Here is a 16,974-nt window from a genome sequence, read left to right as displayed (position 1 = left end):
TTAAGCTTTGTTATTCTTTAGGTTCTGGTGAAAATACTAATTTATAGTAGTCAATTGGCCAGGCCCTAAGATCCTTTTGTCCTTCTACTTTGTATGTTACCGCACCACCGTTTAGGTCACCAGTTACAGGCGTAAATGTTACTGGGCCGTCTTGTTTTTTATCAAATAATTTATACATTAATTTACCGGAAACCCATCCAATTAGTGCTCCTAGAGTCACATCTGAGAACCAGTGAGCATTCTTATAAACTCGTGCAAAACTTGTTAGTGCTGCTAGTGAATAAGCTGCAATTGGAACAATCTTAGTGTCTTTAAACTCTGTCGCAAAAACCGTCATAACTGACCAGGCTCCTGCTGAGTGTCCCGAAGAAAATGACGTATTATTTCGACCAAAATTTACACCATCAAAGTGGTAAGGCCCTTTTCCTTCACGAGGTCTAGCACGAGAACTTAGTGACTTAAGAAGTTGCGTAGCCAGTTGCCCAATGAGAACGGCACCAACACTTCTAACTGCTGCACGCTTGAATTGGTCATTTTTAAAGACGAGGCCTATGGCCATAGATGCTCCCACTAGTGGAACAAGACCAGCTGCTTCACCGTAATTATTTGTAAAGTCAGTAATCGTTGTTAGTGTGTCATTCTTATTGTCTTGAACAAAATCCATCATTGGCTTATCAAATGCCATCATCACACCGACAACTCCTAGAGTTCTTAGCATCAGCGATTTCTCTGAGTCAGAAAACTCAATCGGCATAAAGATTGAACGGTCGCGGCCTTTCTTATTCTTAATTAACTCTTTTAAATCAGCGTCACTAAGAAGAGACTTTTTGATCTCACTTACTTCTTGGATTTCCTGATTTAACTGGTCTTCGTCAGCTTTTGTTATTTTAACTTGTGACTTCTTAAGTTCTTTATTAACTCTCTTGATTTCACGACTTTTTACATTCTCACTTTCGCTTATTAAAAGATAAGCGATTTGTGCCATCCTTTCTTTCGCATCTGTTAGCTTCGATTGATGGTCACTATATAATTCAAATAACTCTAAAAGGGCCTGTGCCTTTACTCGGCCATCTTCATTAGAGGCGACTTCCTCCATTAAGAGGGCCGCTTGATATTCATAGATATCCTTGTCTTTGGACTTTTTATTAAGCCAAATTTCATATTTAAAGTCTGATAGAGTTTTCTCTAATCGCTTCGTTTTTGAGTTATTTAGCTTATTTGAGATGTCATTGGCCATTATTGAGCTAGGGTAATTCTTTAAGAAGTCTTCCTGAATCATAATTGCTTCATTGACGATATCGTTAGCACTTCCATCGGCCTTGACGAAATTTCCAATGGGCATATTTTTTATATCAGTAGGTAAGTTCTGATTGTAGAGATCTGCAAGTTGGTAGTGAATCGTCTCTGATTGAGGGTGATTCTTAACAAGCTTCTTTAGTGACAGTGAGAAATTCGCATAGTCATTTAAGAAGTTTCCTTTATAGAGCTCGTTGAGTAATTTAATATCAACACCTTGATCAAGGGCAAGCTTCTGATCCTTTACAAGGGCCAATTGATAGCTTCTTGCTGCCTTACAATGCTTTGAAGAGCCTGACAGGTCATGTGCATCATTTAGTGCTTCTTGAAAATCGACTTCTTCAAGCTTGATGTCCTTTTGAAGTCTTTCACAGACTTCTAGACTCTTTGCTTGGACTCCTAAGGAGCCTAGCAAGGCCAAGGCCGTAATAAGTTGAGATAATTGATTTATAGTCATATTTAATCTCCTTATAGGTTATAAGCAGGGTCGTATTCCCCGATAATAAAATAGAATGGTTTTGTTATGTCGCCGTCTTTACTAATTAGTGGAATTGTTAGACCTGCCTCAAATGTTTCAGAAACAAAACCAGCATCCATTTTTGCCCTTAGGCCAAGACCTCCGACAAGTCTAAAGTCATCAAGAGCAAATGAGCTATCACCAGGACTAAAAGCATCTAGAAAAAGAACACCACTAAAGACGTCTTTATAAATAGGCATGCTATAGGTTAGATTGGCCGAGACCATTGAGTTTGATCCAAGCTGGCCATCCTTACTGATTGAGCCGTATTCAAAACCTCTAATTGTTCCATTTCCACCTCCCTGGAGACGTTCATAAAATGGTGTCTGCTCAGAAGCGTAGCCCAGTGTAATTCTTCCCGATAGACGGTGTGCAGCTCCGTCTTGGTTACGATAAAGATCTCGTGCGAGCTGTGCGTTCACAATACTTTTAAAGAAGAGGTCTTGTTGGTTAAAAGAGGGGAGTAAATGAATTGAAATCGCTCCATTCGTTCTTAGTCCTTCTTCACTTGATTCTTCAAATTGATAGGCAAATGATCCGATAAGACCACTAACAATATCCTTTGTATCTGAAAGATCAATTTCAGAAGCATATTGTTGTGAAAGACTATTAACAGAGATGTACTCAAGCCTTGTCCCTAAACCAAGCTTGATATTCTTAGTTAGCTGCTTCTCAAAAAGAATTCGAATAGCAGTTTTATTTTCGTTATAGTGAAAGCTTCTTTCAGTATCATGATTGGCCGAGATATTTAGACTAATATTTGTTCCGAAAAGGTGTTGGTCATTGTAAACCAGTCCAATACGATTGATCTCTTTTGAAATCATTGTTGTTAAGGCCAGAGAACTCCCTGTTCCAAAAAGGTTGCCATCGCTTAGTGAAACACCAAAACCTGCACCTCCATAAACAGAGCCTAATGAGAATTGAATTGTTTGTGTACTATTCTCCTGAACCTGAATAATGATTTTTCCAGCGTTCTTAGTCATTGGAGTGTAATCAATTTTTACATCTTTGAAATACCCACTCTTATAAAGAGCTAAAATTGATTCATTAATCTTCTTAGTATCAACAACTTGTCCATTATAGATAGAGATCATTTCATAAATTACTTCTGGAGATGTCTTTGTGTTTCCGACAATTTCCATTTTGATTATTTTTTGAGAACTACCTTCTTCAATATTTAAATTAGCACTTCTTTTGGCATGATCGTAGTTCATTGTGATATGAGCAAATACATATCCTTTTTGGCCATAGAGCTCTCTAAGGTTTTGAATTGCTTCTCTCTGTTTTTTTATTGAGAAAGCAGATGGTAGATTGATAGCTAAGGTTTTTAATATCTCGTCGTTTGAAAAGACAGTATTTCCTTTAATCGTTAAATGATCGAGTTTAAGCTGATTATTTTCTTTTATCGTAAAGTGTAGGTCCGCTTTATTCTTATTAATTTTAAATGATGGAGTTACCTCGATGTTGATAAAGCCTTGCTCCATATAGTGTCTCTTAATCGTCTCTGCATCTTCATAAAATACTTTTTCTATAAAAAGATTCTTGGAAAAGAGGTGACTTTCTTTTGAAGAGATAAGCTCTTTTAATTGTCGCGACGTTATGGAATGATTTCCTACAAAATCGATATTATCAATTTTGATCTCTTTTGATTTTAGATGGATATCAAAGATGATGCTTATTTCATCTTCTCGATTAAGCTTTAAGCTCTTCTTTACTTCTACTAATGCATGACCTTTTAGTTTGTAAAACTCTTCTATCGTGTTTAAGTCTTCAAGCATCTGCTTTGATTTAAAGTAAGCGCCTCGGCGAAGCTTTAACTTTTCTCGTAGGTTGTTATCAATTTCATCTTCTAAGTTTTCATTGTCAAAAAGCTTAATAATAATTCTTTTAATAAGTCTCTTTTTTTGCATTTCAAACTTTATTGAGACATGTGTTTCATCAAGTGGGAGTATCTCTAGCTCAACATTCTCATAAAGTTCTTCATGTTCTTTTTTTAGATTCTCGAGATCATTTGTGATTTTTTCGACATCAAGCTTTTCACCAATTTTTGTTTCAAGCTCATTAATTCCATAAATTAATTTACTTCCTACGTCTTCACCTAGGTCATTGTAAATAGCAAGCTCTTGAATATAGAGCTCAAACTGGCCTGTAGAATCTTGGCCAAAGGCCAAAGATGTACACACTAGGTAGGTGCCTAGAAGCATCATTAGGAATTTCTTCAAAATACTGAATTTGATCATATGAAGAAACTAACATTATTTAGTCTTTGATTTCGTTATGTTGAAAAATCGTTAAGGGGCGTTGAAAAAGTAGACAATTTATTTTATTGGAAAAGACACCTGATATCATGATACTTAGTCGTGATATCAGGTATTTAAGTGATTAGTTATTATTTAAGAACGCCTCTTCTTCTGGGAGGTCTTCTGTCACTAGAAACTTCGACAAAAATGAGAAGATTGCAGGTGTTAAGAATAATGTGATGACTGTTGAGATTGCAAGGCCCCAACCCATCGTTAACATCATCTCAGATAGCATTGAATCGTACCCCGCAAAGCCGTAGGCCGTTGGCAGAACTCCAATAACAGTTGTTAGAGTCGTCAGGATAATGGCCCTTAGTCTGGTTGATGAGATTTGACCAATTTGCTTATACAGCTCCTTCTTATCAGTAGTATATTTTGTATCTTTGATGAGTTTATCAATGAGGACAATTGAGTCGTTAACGACAACTCCAACCATTCCTAGAGCACCAATAACTGCGAAGAAACCAAAGATCTCCATATTATGGGCCATAAGAATATAGATAACTCCAGAAACTCCAATTGGAATAATTGTCATAATAATTAGAGGTGCAGACATGGACTTAAACTGAATTGTTAAAATCATGTAGATAAGTGCGATAACGAGGAATCCAGCCATCATGAAATCGCCTGTTGATTCTCTTGTCTCTTCAATTTCACCAACAAAGTTAATAATTGATGAAGGATACTTCTTTAAGATATCAGGAAAAACCTCGTTCTCATAATGGTCTGCTACTTCTAGAGGAGTAATGCCAGAGCTCTCTTCAATATCAGAGTAGACCATCGTTGTTCGCTTGTAATCAACGCGCTCAATATTAGATGGTTTAATTACTTCTTCAATTGTAATAAAGCGCGAAATTGGAACGTATCCACCAGTACCATTATCAATTCTAAGTTGTTTTAATCTTTCAATATCAACCTTGTAGTTCTTGGCCACTGTAAGCCTAACTTCAACTTCTTCATCAGTACTCTTAAGAGTATAGAGAACTGTTCCTTGTACGAAAGTACGAAGGGAAGTGGTTACATCACTTGGTGTAAGCCCAAATCTTAAAATCTCATTTTGATTGATTTTAAAATTATATTCTTTTGTATTAATTGGCCTTTCAATCTCAACATTTTTTAGAGTCTTATTATTCTTTTGGTGTTGCGCAAGAAGGTCTGCGATCTCGGCCCTAATCTTGTCATCATTTTCTTGAATTTGAATTTCAATCGTTGATCCTGAGCCACTTCCCCAGCGAGATTTAAAGAAACGCACCTGCTCAATATTTGGCAGATCTTTCATTTTGTCTTTAAGAATATCGATAATCTGATTGGCCGATAGTTTCCTTTCATCTGCCGGTAGGATTTCAATATTGATATTGGCACGATTGTAATTAACTGCACCACCGCGTCTTGATTGTCCCACATTTGAACGAAAGCCAACGATACTTAGCTCCTTCGTTTGTGAAAGAAGTATATCTTCGATTGGTTTTAGGTACTCATTCATTTCATCTTTTGACGTACCTTTCTTCGTGTAAACACTTAAGCTTAGCTCTTTACTTTCTTCTCTTGGGAACATGACAAACTTCAGCTTGGTTTTGAAGAGGTAGCCAGAAAGCGCAGTTGAAGCAATAAAGGCCACGATAATTAGAGCACGGTAGTTTAGGGCCTTTTCTAGAACGCTAGCATAAATACCTTCATATTTTCTAAACCAACTTACTTCATGCTTCTTCTTAGGCTTACGTTGGAAAACGTGCGCCGGAAGAACTGTAAAAGACTCGAGTAAAGAGGCCACAAGCATCATTGTAATAATAAATGGTAAGACATAGACAAACTTTCCAAACCAACCGCCAAAGAAGAGAAGTGGAAGGAAGGCCACACAAGTCGTTGCAATAGCACTTGTGATTGGCATCAAGAGGCTTGCAGCATTTGATGTTACCTTATCCATTAACTCTTTCAGGGTTCCTTTGTGATCCTCTGTGATTCGGCCAATATTTTCTGCGACAATAATGGCATCGTCGACGACAATCCCCATCACAATAATAATTGCTGCAAGAGTCATATTATTAATTGTGTAATCAAAAATAAGCATACAAATCAGGGTAAAACAAAGAGTAAAAGGAATCCCCATACTTACCCAGATTCCCGATTTAAAGTCGAGGAATAGGAAGAGAACAAGCACGATAAGTGCAAATCCTAACAGTCCATTACTTGCGACAATAGCGAGTCTATTCTTAACATCATAGGATTCATCATCTAGAGTTACGATTTTAAGATCATCAAGTTGACCTTTTTTATATTTTTCAATAAAGGCAACAGTGGCCTTATTTGCTTCAAGAATATCAACGTTATGACTCTTCTTTAAGTTCAGCATGATTCCTTCGTGGCCATTGATTTTATAGATGCTATTTGTTTTCTCGAAAGACTTTCTGAAAGTCGCAATCTGATCAAGCGTGACACCTTCTCCTTCATAATTTCCCGTTACAAGGAGGTCCTTAAAGTCGCTCTCATCAATCAGTTCATTGATTGATGTAACCTTTGATTGTTGAGTGTCTTCAAGAACACCAATCGGTGCTCTAATATGACTTTCTCTTAAGCTTGAGACAACTTTATGAATGGAGATTTTATTCTCTTTAATTTTTGTCGGACTTAGAAGAATATGATTTTCTGGATCAAGATAACCACTGCGGTCAACACCAGAGACAGCAGGTAAAGTCTTAACTTGGGTTTCAAAATTTCTAACCAATTGTTGTAGGCGTTCGCGATCCTCTACTGATAAGTCTCTCTTTCCTTCAAGATAGAAACCGATATCAATATATGCTTTTTCAGATGACTTGAATTGGTGAAAAGTTGGTAGTTCGGCTTCGTTGGCCAGATCTGCACGAAGGGCCGCATCCTGAATATCTAAGTACACTTCTCTTGGGTTAGGGTAATTCTCAAGCATAACAACTGTAATTGAGCTTGAACCTGTTGATGAAACAGAGCGAACCTCTTCAATCCCAGCAACATCTTTTAATTCTTCTTCAATTGGCTTAGTGATAAAGAATTCAACATCTTCGGCACTGGCGCCTGGAAAGACTGTCACGATTCTAACATAAGGGGATTCGAAGTCAGGCATTTCTTCTTTTGGAATTTTAGTCCAAGCAAAAATTGCGATCACAAAGACACTGAAGAATAGAACGTTAGAAATTAAAAGATTATCGATAAAGTATTGTATAAATTTTTTCATATTTTAATTTTAAGTAGCCTAAATCACGAGGTCAAACTCTTTCAGTCGGCCACTGACCTTTGTGTTAAAATTAGGATGTAACAATTTCGTTATCTACGACGAATACTTATACGAAGGAAGTAAAAGAAAGTTTCACGGAGGTAAAATGAAGTTTGTTCTCTTAACTATGTTGGTCGCGTTAAGTCCTCGTATCTTTGCGGCCAAGGCCACAGCAACATTCGGTGGTGGCTGTTTTTGGTGTATGGAAGCGCCATTTGAGAAGCTTAAAGGAGTAAGCTCCGTTGTTTCTGGCTATATGGGGGGAGCAAAAGAGAGTCCAAGTTATCAGGAGGTTTCAAGTGGAGGCAGTGGCCATGTTGAAGTCGTTCAGGTTACCTACGAAGATTCCCTTGTTAGCTATGAAGAGTTACTTGAGATATATTGGCAAAATATTGACCCGACTGATAGTGGAGGGCAATTCGCGGATCGTGGCAGTCAGTATCGTACTGTGATTTTTTACGATAGTGAAAAGCAAAAACAAATTGCCCTAAATTCAAAAAATAATCTTGAGGCCTGTAAGAAGTATGACAAACCAATTGTTACGGCCATTGAAAAGGCCCACAAATTCTTTCCAGCAGAAGATTATCATCAGGACTATTATAAGAAGAATCCGATACGCTATAATGCTTATAAAGAATTATCAGGAAGAGGTGGCTATATTCGTGATGTCGCTTCAAAACCTCTAAAATGCGAAAAGAAAAAACTTGAAAATAAAAAGGATAAAGTTATGTATAAGAAACCAGATCTAAAAGAACTAAAAGAGAAGTTATCTCCACTCGAATTTGAAGTAACTCAAAACGATGCAACGGAAAGGCCCTTTGCTAATAAGTATTGGGATAATAAAGAAGAGGGTATTTATGTTGATGTCGTGACTGGTGAGCCTCTTTTCAGCTCTCTTGATAAATATGATTCAGGATCTGGCTGGCCAGCTTTCACGAAACCAATTGATCAAAAAGTTGTTAGTACTAAGCAAGACAATAAGTTACTTATGACAAGAACAGAGGTGCGCTCTTCAAGCGGAGACTCACACCTAGGTCATGTATTTGATGATGGCCCTGGTCCCGAAGGTAAACGATATTGCATTAATTCAGCTGCCATGCGCTTTATCCCCAAGGCCGACCTTGAAAAAGAAGGCTATGGGCAGTACTTGTCCCTGTTTAAGTGATTGAAATTACATTATGATTTAAGCTCTTTTCTTTAAAGATTAGGCCCAAGTCACCGATAAGACGACGAGGGCCTATGAGAAGATTATTTACCTATTTAATTGTATTCAATTTTACGTTTAATTCATTTGCATCATGTGGTGGCGTTCTTAAGTCATTTTTAGGAATGAGAAAGAGTTCTTTCTATGACACACCAGAATATGCACTAAAACAGAAGATCAATAAGCTTGAGATTTTAAATAATCGTTTAAGAAACTCAAGTGAGCATCAAGAGCCAGCAACAACACTTGCGATTTGGAAGAAGATTGAGAGGCTTGATAATAATATTTTTACGAAACACTATTCAGTGAATGTAAGAGACTGGGAAGTCTTCTTTCGTGACTTTGAAATGAACTTTATTTCATTTCAAAGACTCTCAGATATTAATAAGAAATTCGAATCAACTGAGATCACAAAAACGAAACTAAAGAGCTACGTTAGTTCAAAAGGCTATGGGAGTGAATTTCAAGAATTTATTCTATCGAAATTTGAAAATTCACCAAATCCAGAAATTTTTAAAATTCAACTAGATAAAGAAGTACAAAGCAACCTCCTACATATTGGTAATCACTACTATGAATATCGACTTGTGAGAGAGCACTTAAGAGATTTAAATGGAAGTGACCTTTGTCATAGTGAATGTGAGGAGCAGCTTAAGATTCTACTAGCAAATCTTGGTGTTGAGAGTGAGAAAGAACAGCGAAGCTTACCTATATTCTTTAAAGGGGTAAAAAGACCTGATCTTGAGGAACTAACTAAAGTTGTTCACGAGAATCCTGTGGCCCTGATAACAAAGCTTAAGAAGGAGAGAAATGCTGAGGTTGTAAATTGGCTAATCTCACTTATGCTTCAGCCTGAAATCATTGATTCGATTATGGGTCTTGTTTATAAATCGAAGCGAATTGGAAAGTATCGCGCCGTTCGTGTCTTTCAGGCTTTTTACAATGCACAGGCAAGAAATATTCATTTCCCTAAAATTAATAGTATCGTAAAGAGTTTTAAAAATGATGTTGAAAAGAGCTATTCTCACTTAAAGAATGTAAATACATCTGTTCCTAAAGATGAAATTCTTGTTACCTTTGCTCGTATGGTTGATGCCCTTGCGGTAAAGAAATGGAAAATCTTAAAAGAACATGCCAAAACTGTAGACCCAAAATTTTATGAGCGCATGATGGCCGCTGAAGAGAAGGCCGTTGCTCGTGGTGATATTAGTATCACTCATAAAAGAAGCCTTATTGGCCAACTTATCCAATTTGTTCCTGCTTCAACGCCAATCTATCTTTATCAAAGATCTAAGTTAGAGGAGAGAGCAACAGTTACTGAAGTGGATGAAAATGGTGAAGAAATTGAACCAAAGTCTCAAGAGTCTAACCCTGAGGTTTCAATTGAGCACGGTGATGAAATGGACCTTGCTCTTGAGGAAGTAGCAGAGGTTATGGCCGAGACTCAAGAGGCCCAAAGAAATCCTTCATCAGTTGAGGGAAGTTGGATTGAAAAGTTCTTTGGCCGTATCCAATCATTCTTTAGAGCAGAAGGCTAGACGTGAAAATAGCATTGATCTTTCTAATCCCATTCCTTACTTTTGCTGTGGAAAAAGATTTTCAGGTAATGAAGATTTATAAGAAAGGTGAGTTTAAAGAAGTGAAGATTTATAAGGGAAAGAATCATTCACTGATGAATAAAGAGTGTCTAAGCTCTAAGTTATGCCTGAATGCTAAAGTGGTCCCAAAGAAAGGAATTGGGCTTACTGGACATCCCGGATCAAAGGCCTGCAAGGAATTTAAAAATAGTCAGTATAAAATCTTAAAAGATAAGGATAATAATCAGTATGGCTTTTGCCTCTTTTCTGATGGAAGCCTAAAGAGTGCATGGAGTTTAATCCATGATTAAATCGTTAGTTATTCTTATGCTTTCTCTTCCTGCTTTTTCGTTGGTGATCACTGAAGATATGCGTTGGAAAGAGTATGAACATGGCGCTTATCAATACCTTCCTCCAATGGGAAGTGAAAAAGTTGTTAATAAAGTAGAAGTAAAAACGAACCCGATTGTTCGCGATCAAGATGGATTTGGGACATGTTATTTATTTGCCATGACTTCTTTAATGGATCAGTCATGCTTAAAAAGTGGTAACTGTACAAAAGACGATCAAATCTCTGTTTTAGATGTTCTAGGAAAAACTCAACTAAAGTCAGGAAACCAAAGTGAATTTCTTGGACTCAACGGTGGAAACCTTTCTCAAGTTATTGATGCCTTAACAAAAGGTGAGAAGGTAAGTCTTAAATTTGCAAAAGAAGAGTGCGCCCCTTATCAACAAATTGAAAATTTCAACAATCCTGACAATGATTTTCGAATTGTCGACTATCCCCAATTGCTTGCAATTAATGAGATCTACCATCAGGTGAAGGATAACTCTTTAAAAGATGGTGTTTGTAATAAGTGTTCAGAAGACTTTTTTAAAGACTTCTTTCCTTTTAGCTCTGAGATGCTAGACAACCTTTCACGAGCAGCAACTAGGATCACTTCAATAAATGCATTTGAAGAATTTTTAAATGAAGTACTTATTCCTAAGAAGTGCCAGGAAGACAAAAGTCAGGTTAAGCTGCCACCCATTGGCTTTAAGCAAGAGCGAATCACTGATGTCGATACGTTTAGAAAAAAAATGACTGAACTTTTTGAAAAGGATAAGTCTGCTGCTATTTCAAGTTGTACTTGGACTCGCTATTGTGATGACCCTTCTGTTAGGTATATGGAAATGTGTCCAAAAGAGCAGAGGCAACGCTATTGTGGTGGTCATGCGTACTTATTAAGTGGTTTTAGAAAGATCTGTGATGATCAAAATAAATGTCGCAATCAATACCGAGTCCACAATAGTTGGGGAAAGAACTTTGATGTCTTTAACGATAGTGGATGGGTAAACGAGGATTCACTTTTTAAGGCCTATAAAGACTTAGGAAATCAACTCGTTACATATACTGAAGATTAGTTAGTAGCATCCAATCGTACCTTACATGTTGAACTCTTTGTTTGGACATCATTAATTTTAAGATTTGGATATTTTCTTAACTTTCTTAAAGCTCTTCTTTCCATATTATAGAATGAACTCTCTCGTACTAGCTCATCACAGCCCTGTGTCCATCTCTTTGTTACTTTAAAGAACTTATTGGCCTCTTGAACAATGCGTGTATCGATAATATAGTCTTCCGTTTTTGTTACACCACAATCATAGCATTCATCCATCATCGTTTTGTAATTTAGCTTAGCAACGATATCTGGAAACATATAAGAGAGCGTGTCTTTTGCATGTTCTCTAATGTTATCAATATTGTCGCTAAGGGAGCTACCATCACAAGTGTATGATAGGTACTCTTTAAATGTATCCTTCATTGAGGAAATTGTAGACTCTGTAAGTTCAAGACATTCTTCATACTCTCGGCAATCTTCTGTCATGTATTCATCAAAGTATGCTACTTCCTCATCAATATGCTGACAGACGACATCTTGTCTTTTATCAAATGAAAGTAGCTCATAGAGGCCACTCATTTTAGTCGTGTCATAGTGAGTGAGGTCTTGGATGAGATCTCCAAGGTTTATTTTCTTTTGTCTATCTAATTCGCTAAGAAGTTCTTTCTCTGTACTAGAAATACCAAACTCTGATTTATTCTTAGCGGCCACCAGTTGCCCTAATTCATTAATAAGGGGATAGTTATCTTTAATCTTGTCTGGGTTATTCTTTATATATTCGATAGCGGCCGTAAGCTTTTGATCGTCACTAACATTCTTTATACTGATATTCATCTCTGTAGTGTGACGTTTATTCATGAGCCAAAAGTTATCATATGATGAATCTTTGTAGAGTTTATCAAAATTTTCAATATTTTCATTTTCTAGATACTTTGTAAGGGCCTCTCTTAATAGAAAGTCTTTATAGCGAGAGCCTTCAACGATTTGAAGAATACGTGTTGGCGTCTCTTGAGCGAGCTTATCCATACATTCATTTTGGCATTCTCCCAGCTCGTATTGTGAACCATCAGGTGCATAGTAGACCTTTGCCTGCGTAGAAAGTGTACAAAGTGTAAATAAAAAGAACAGATGCTTTTTCATAAGTGCCTATAATTGTTTAGTTTAAAATATAACTACCTATATATAAGCAATTGGAAGGCCAAAATAGGCCTCAATTGGTGAGGCCCTGTATTTTTATCTTAGGATGTGATTTTGAATAATCGTTTTGATTTTTTGAGTTGATTCTTTTGAGTCGTAGGCAGGTCTTGTGCTCATTTGCTCATCCAACTCAAATAGTCTTGCCCATAGAGGCGCACCTGTCTTCTTAAAGTCAATCTTCACTGAGTCTTCAGAGTAAAGCTCCTTATCCCATACACTAACAACATCACGCCAGAAGTACTTATGAGTCATCCACCAATCAATCGCTGGTTGACAGCGGCTATCGTCAACTCTTTGGTAAGTATTGTAGCTCTTTTCCATGGCCAGCTTAAGCTGCATTCCATTCTCAAGCATATCTAATTTGATATTGTCTTGATCATGAACGTGCCCGTATGGAGTCTGCTCGTGGCGGTTTGTTCTTCTTAGAACATTGTAGTCACTTCGCTTAGAGAACTCTCTTCTTGGAAGAGGAGCGTTTGCTGTACATTCCCAGTACGAAGTTTTGTCCGTGTGAATCCATGGTGCTGAACATTCATATCTTGGAGAGTCATCAACTTGATAAACTCTTTGAACCCAATTGCCTTGTGGGTTCTTTACGGCCTTATTATCCCAATTACTAAAACCCCTGTAGTCTAGTGCATTTGTCGCTTCCCAGTCCCACTGTTGTCTCCAGTGCTTAACAATAGCGTGTGGTGTAACTAGAATATGTTGAAGGTTAACCATATTTTCGTTTTCTGAATCAACAAAAATCCACTCTAGTGCACCAGAAGCGTAGCGATCATAGAAATCGTAATCATTGCTATAAGCAAATGTCTCAGCAGATTGAAATTTAATGGCATAGCATCCAGTCATCTTTTTGATCTCTTGGATATCTTTATTCTTGTCAATTGTTAGTCCTGCAAATACTGGAAGTGCAAGCGTAAGAAGTACTAGAAATTTCATTTTTTCTCCCCGAAAATGATTGCGTGTGGTTTGGTGGTTGATTATTGAAACTAGTGTATGAGTTGTCAAACTAAATTGAGGTAAATAATTTGGATTACTTTTCCGTGATGCGCAGCCAATGGACGAAGTTATTGGTTTTATTATAGAATAGGGCGTTTTATAAATTTCTTTAAACACATAACACGGGATGTAAAATGTCAGACAACTCAAAGATCATTTACACTATTACTGATGAAGCGCCAGCACTTGCGACACAGTCACTTCTTCCAATCGTTAAAGCTTTCACAAAGCATGCAGGGATCGATGTTACAACTCGTGATATCTCTCTTGCAGGAAGAATCCTTGCTCACTTTCCTGAATTTCTTTCAGATGAGCAAAAACAATCAGACGACCTAGCTTTCTTAGGTGAGCTAGCAAAAAAAACTGAAGCTAATATCATTAAGCTTCCAAATATCTCAGCTTCAATTCCTCAGCTTTCAGCTGCAATTAAAGAACTTCAAGACCACGGTTTTAAAGTTCCTAATTATCCAGATGCACCATCAACTGATGAAGAAAAAGACATCGCTGCTCGTTACGCGAAAGTTCTTGGTTCAGCTGTAAACCCTGTTCTTCGTGAAGGGAATTCTGATCGCCGTGTTGCAGGGCCAGTAAAGGAATATGCAAAAGCAAACCCTCATAGAATGGGAGCATGGAATAGTGACTCTAAGTCACACGTTGCTCACATGGATGCAAATGATTTCTATGGTTCTGAAAAATCAGCGATCATGGCAAATTCAACTGATGTAAAAATCACTCTTAAGCAAAATGATGGATCAGAAGTTGTTCTAAAAGAAAAAGTTTCACTTCTTAAAGATGAAATCATTGATGCTAGTGTTATGAGTGCAAATGCTCTTAGAGAGTTTTTTGCTAAGAATATTGCCGATGCAAAAGAAAAAGATATCCTTTTCTCTGTTCACTTAAAAGCAACAATGATGAAAGTAAGTGATCCAATCATGTTTGGTCACTGTGTAGAAGTTTACTTCAAAGATGTATTCGAAAAATATGCAGCTGAGTTCAAAGAACTTGGTGTTAACTCTGCTAACGGACTTGGTTCTGTTTATGCAAAACTTGCAGGCCTTCCAGCTGAGAAGAAAGCAGAGATCGAAGGCGCACTAGATGCAGCAATCGAAAATGGGCCACGCCTAGCAATGGTTGATTCAGATAAAGGAATCACAAACCTACACGTTCCATCTGACGTTATTATTGATGCTTCAATGCCTGCGGCAATTAGAACTTCGGGACAGATGTGGAATAAAGACGGAAACCAAGAAGATACAAAATTCTGTATTCCTGATAGAAGCTACGCTCAAATGTACCAAGAAGTAATATCATTCTGTAAAGAAAACGGAGCATTTGATCCAAAGACAATGGGAACAGTTCCAAACGTTGGTCTTATGGCAAAGAAAGCTGAAGAATATGGATCACACGATAAGACATTTAAAATCCCAGCAGCAGGTGTTGTTGAGGTTACGGATTCAGAAGGTAACACTGTATTTACTCACACAGTTGAAGAAGGTGATATCTGGAGAATGTGTCAAACAAAAGACGTTGCAGTACGTGACTGGGTTAAGCTTGGTGTAACTCGTGCCCGTCTTACAAATACTCCAGCAGTATTCTGGCTAGATGAAAATCGTGGTCACGATGCGAACTTAATTACAAAAGTAAATGAGTACTTAAAAGATCATGATACAGCTGGACTTGAGATTAAAATTCTTGATCCTGTAAAGGCAATCCGTTACTCAATGGAGAGAATCATCAAAGGTGAGGATACTATTTCAGTAACTGGTAACGTTCTACGTGACTACCTAACAGATTTATTCCCAATTTTAGAACTTGGAACTTCGGCAAAGATGCTTTCAATTGTTCCTCTTCTTGCTGGTGGTGGGTTATTTGAAACAGGTGCAGGTGGATCAGCTCCAAAGCACGTTCAGCAATTTACTGCTGAAAATCACCTAAGATGGGATTCTCTTGGAGAGTTCTTAGCACTTGGTGTTTCGCTTGAAGACCTTGCAATTAAAACAGGAAATGCAAAAGCGAAGGTTCTTGCAAAAACTTTAGATGAAGCAAATACTGCATTTTTAAAGAATGATAAGTCACCATCAAGAAAAGTAGGTGAGCTGGATAACAGAGGTTCTCACTACTTCCTAGCTCAGTACTGGGCAAAAGCTCTTGCTGATCAAAATGATGATGCTGAGTTAAAAGAAATCTTCACTCCAGTAGCTTCAAATCTAGTTGAAAATGAAGCGAAGATTGTTGAAGAACTTAATAGTGCACAAGGTGGCGCTGTTGATATGGGTGGATACTATCATCCAAATCTTGAATTAGTTGCAAAGGCAATGAGACCTTCAGCTACTTTCAACACAGTTATTGATTCTCTTTAATTAATACAATAGCAAAAAAAGGCCCTCTAAAAAGAGGGCCTTCTTTCATACGGCACGCATCTCATCTTTCGATTCAATATTTCTCAGCCAATTCCGTGCCTCGTTAATCGCGCCGTACTCAAAGACTGCAACATCAACACTATCTAAATGATCACTGACAACTGAAGCTGAGTTTCGAATTAGTTGATTACTTGTACAAATGCCGACTTTCTCAATGTGTTTGCGGTTGTCCTTAAGAAATTCAAAATGCCTAAGCAGTGATCTTAGATCATCCCATCCTGGAAACTGTTCTGAGTTTAGAATAATTCCAGAAATGATTTTAGTTTCTTTATAAACTTGATTGAGAAGATTTTGAATTTTTTCAAAATCATTAACTCGTAGGGGATGAAAGGAAGTTAGTGTGAGGATATTGTCATTCTTATCAAAATGAAATTCGATATCTGATTCAACTTCGCGCATAAGCCAGTCTTTGGCATCATCTAATTCATCAATAGTATAAGACTTAAAATCAATTGGAATGATTGGAGCAAATAACTTCACTGCTCCTGTGATTAGTGCACTATCAGTCACAACGGCACATCTTTTCATGACGTTAAAATATTTTAGGCCCATTGCCGTATCTTCAAAGACTGCACCAGGCGTGTAGCCTTCATAGGTTTCATTTAAGTAAAATAGGATACCAACTTTTTCTTCTTTTTTTATGGCCTCATCTAGAATTGGTTCAAGAACATTAATGTAATCTTCTTTAGTAATACGGCCTGAACCCTCAATACCGACGATTCCCTTTTGTAACCCTTTCATCACTTTCAACATATATTCTCCTTTCCGGTGAAGTGTTAACTAAGATAGTGACTACTTCATCGGAGAGGAGTGTGATATTTAAACTTAAGATTTT

General features: G+C 37.4%; 11 protein-coding genes. 5 read left to right on the top strand and 6 right to left on the bottom strand.

Annotation, left to right across the window (positions count from 1 at the left end):
* Positions 1-10 precede the first annotated feature (10 nt).
* From ACRXC1_RS10545 to ACRXC1_RS10535, 3 genes are all read right to left on the bottom strand, one after another.
* On the bottom strand, positions 11-1,753 hold the full coding sequence (locus tag ACRXC1_RS10545; protein ID WP_433658613.1) for a phosphatase PAP2 family protein: 1,743 nt from the start codon (positions 1,751-1,753) through the stop codon (positions 11-13).
* Positions 1,754-1,764: 11 nt separating this feature from the next.
* Positions 1,765-4,053 (bottom strand): BamA/OMP85 family outer membrane protein, encoded by a 2,289-nt coding sequence (locus ACRXC1_RS10540; protein ID WP_433658611.1) that lies wholly within the window; start codon positions 4,051-4,053, stop codon positions 1,765-1,767.
* Between the two features lie 142 nt (positions 4,054-4,195).
* Entirely contained in the window at positions 4,196-7,318 is a 3,123-nt protein-coding gene (locus ACRXC1_RS10535) for an efflux RND transporter permease subunit (RefSeq protein ID WP_433658609.1), read from the bottom strand.
* A 145-nt stretch (positions 7,319-7,463) separates the two neighbouring features.
* Here ACRXC1_RS10535 and msrA point away from each other — a divergent pair, with 145 nt between their 5' ends.
* From msrA to ACRXC1_RS10515, 4 genes are all read left to right on the top strand, one after another.
* Positions 7,464-8,522 (top strand): peptide-methionine (S)-S-oxide reductase MsrA, encoded by a 1,059-nt coding sequence (msrA, locus tag ACRXC1_RS10530; RefSeq protein WP_392909253.1) that lies wholly within the window; start codon positions 7,464-7,466, stop codon positions 8,520-8,522.
* Positions 8,523-8,596: 74 nt separating this feature from the next.
* Positions 8,597-10,099, top strand: a complete 1,503-nt coding sequence (locus tag ACRXC1_RS10525) for a hypothetical protein (protein ID WP_433658607.1) — start codon at positions 8,597-8,599, stop codon at positions 10,097-10,099.
* 2 nt (positions 10,100-10,101) lie between these two features.
* Entirely contained in the window at positions 10,102-10,449 is a 348-nt protein-coding gene (locus tag ACRXC1_RS10520; protein ID WP_433658605.1) for a hypothetical protein, read from the top strand.
* A complete protein-coding gene (locus tag ACRXC1_RS10515; protein WP_433658603.1) occupies positions 10,442-11,542 on the top strand; it encodes a hypothetical protein in 1,101 nt (366 codons plus the stop codon). The genes ACRXC1_RS10520 and ACRXC1_RS10515 overlap by 8 nt, the downstream gene beginning before the upstream one ends.
* On the opposite strand, the gene ACRXC1_RS10510 is transcribed toward ACRXC1_RS10515, so the two are convergent.
* Together ACRXC1_RS10510 and ACRXC1_RS10505 are read right to left on the bottom strand one after the other, a co-directional pair.
* Positions 11,539-12,660, bottom strand: a complete 1,122-nt coding sequence (locus ACRXC1_RS10510; RefSeq protein ID WP_433658601.1) for a hypothetical protein — start codon at positions 12,658-12,660, stop codon at positions 11,539-11,541. The genes ACRXC1_RS10515 and ACRXC1_RS10510 overlap by 4 nt on opposite strands.
* Positions 12,661-12,753: 93 nt before the next feature.
* Positions 12,754-13,659, bottom strand: coding sequence for a DUF6607 family protein (locus ACRXC1_RS10505; RefSeq protein ID WP_433658599.1), 906 nt, complete (start codon positions 13,657-13,659; stop codon positions 12,754-12,756).
* A 194-nt stretch (positions 13,660-13,853) separates the two neighbouring features.
* Between ACRXC1_RS10505 and ACRXC1_RS10500 the strand changes: the two genes are divergently transcribed.
* Positions 13,854-16,079, top strand: a complete 2,226-nt coding sequence (locus ACRXC1_RS10500) for an NADP-dependent isocitrate dehydrogenase (protein ID WP_433658597.1) — start codon at positions 13,854-13,856, stop codon at positions 16,077-16,079.
* 45 nt (positions 16,080-16,124) lie between these two features.
* Here ACRXC1_RS10500 and ACRXC1_RS10495 read toward each other — a convergent pair whose 3' ends face one another.
* Positions 16,125-16,892 (bottom strand): STAS/SEC14 domain-containing protein, encoded by a 768-nt coding sequence (locus tag ACRXC1_RS10495; protein ID WP_433658596.1) that lies wholly within the window; start codon positions 16,890-16,892, stop codon positions 16,125-16,127.
* Positions 16,893-16,974: the final 82 nt, after the last annotated feature.

It is taken from the genome of Halobacteriovorax sp. GFR8, assembly GCF_050955245.1.
Lineage (GTDB): Bacteria > Bdellovibrionota > Bacteriovoracia > Bacteriovoracales > Bacteriovoracaceae > Halobacteriovorax_A.
The sequence above is the reverse complement of the archived record's forward strand: the minus strand, read 5'-3'. Positions and strand labels throughout refer to the sequence as shown.

Coding starts and splice junctions, on each gene's coding strand:
- ACRXC1_RS10525 (WP_433658607.1), top strand. CDS start 8,597: ATGAGAAGATTATTTACCTATTTAATTGTATTCAATTTTACGTTTAAT.
- ACRXC1_RS10535 (WP_433658609.1), bottom strand. CDS start 7,318: ATGAAAAAATTTATACAATACTTTATCGATAATCTTTTAATTTCTAAC.
- ACRXC1_RS10495 (WP_433658596.1), bottom strand. CDS start 16,892: ATGTTGAAAGTGATGAAAGGGTTACAAAAGGGAATCGTCGGTATTGAG.
- ACRXC1_RS10510 (WP_433658601.1), bottom strand. CDS start 12,660: ATGAAAAAGCATCTGTTCTTTTTATTTACACTTTGTACACTTTCTACG.
- ACRXC1_RS10505 (WP_433658599.1), bottom strand. CDS start 13,659: ATGAAATTTCTAGTACTTCTTACGCTTGCACTTCCAGTATTTGCAGGA.
- ACRXC1_RS10515 (WP_433658603.1), top strand. CDS start 10,442: ATGATTAAATCGTTAGTTATTCTTATGCTTTCTCTTCCTGCTTTTTCG.
- ACRXC1_RS10540 (WP_433658611.1), bottom strand. CDS start 4,053: ATGATCAAATTCAGTATTTTGAAGAAATTCCTAATGATGCTTCTAGGC.
- ACRXC1_RS10545 (WP_433658613.1), bottom strand. CDS start 1,753: ATGACTATAAATCAATTATCTCAACTTATTACGGCCTTGGCCTTGCTA.
- ACRXC1_RS10500 (WP_433658597.1), top strand. CDS start 13,854: ATGTCAGACAACTCAAAGATCATTTACACTATTACTGATGAAGCGCCA.
- msrA (WP_392909253.1), top strand. CDS start 7,464: ATGAAGTTTGTTCTCTTAACTATGTTGGTCGCGTTAAGTCCTCGTATC.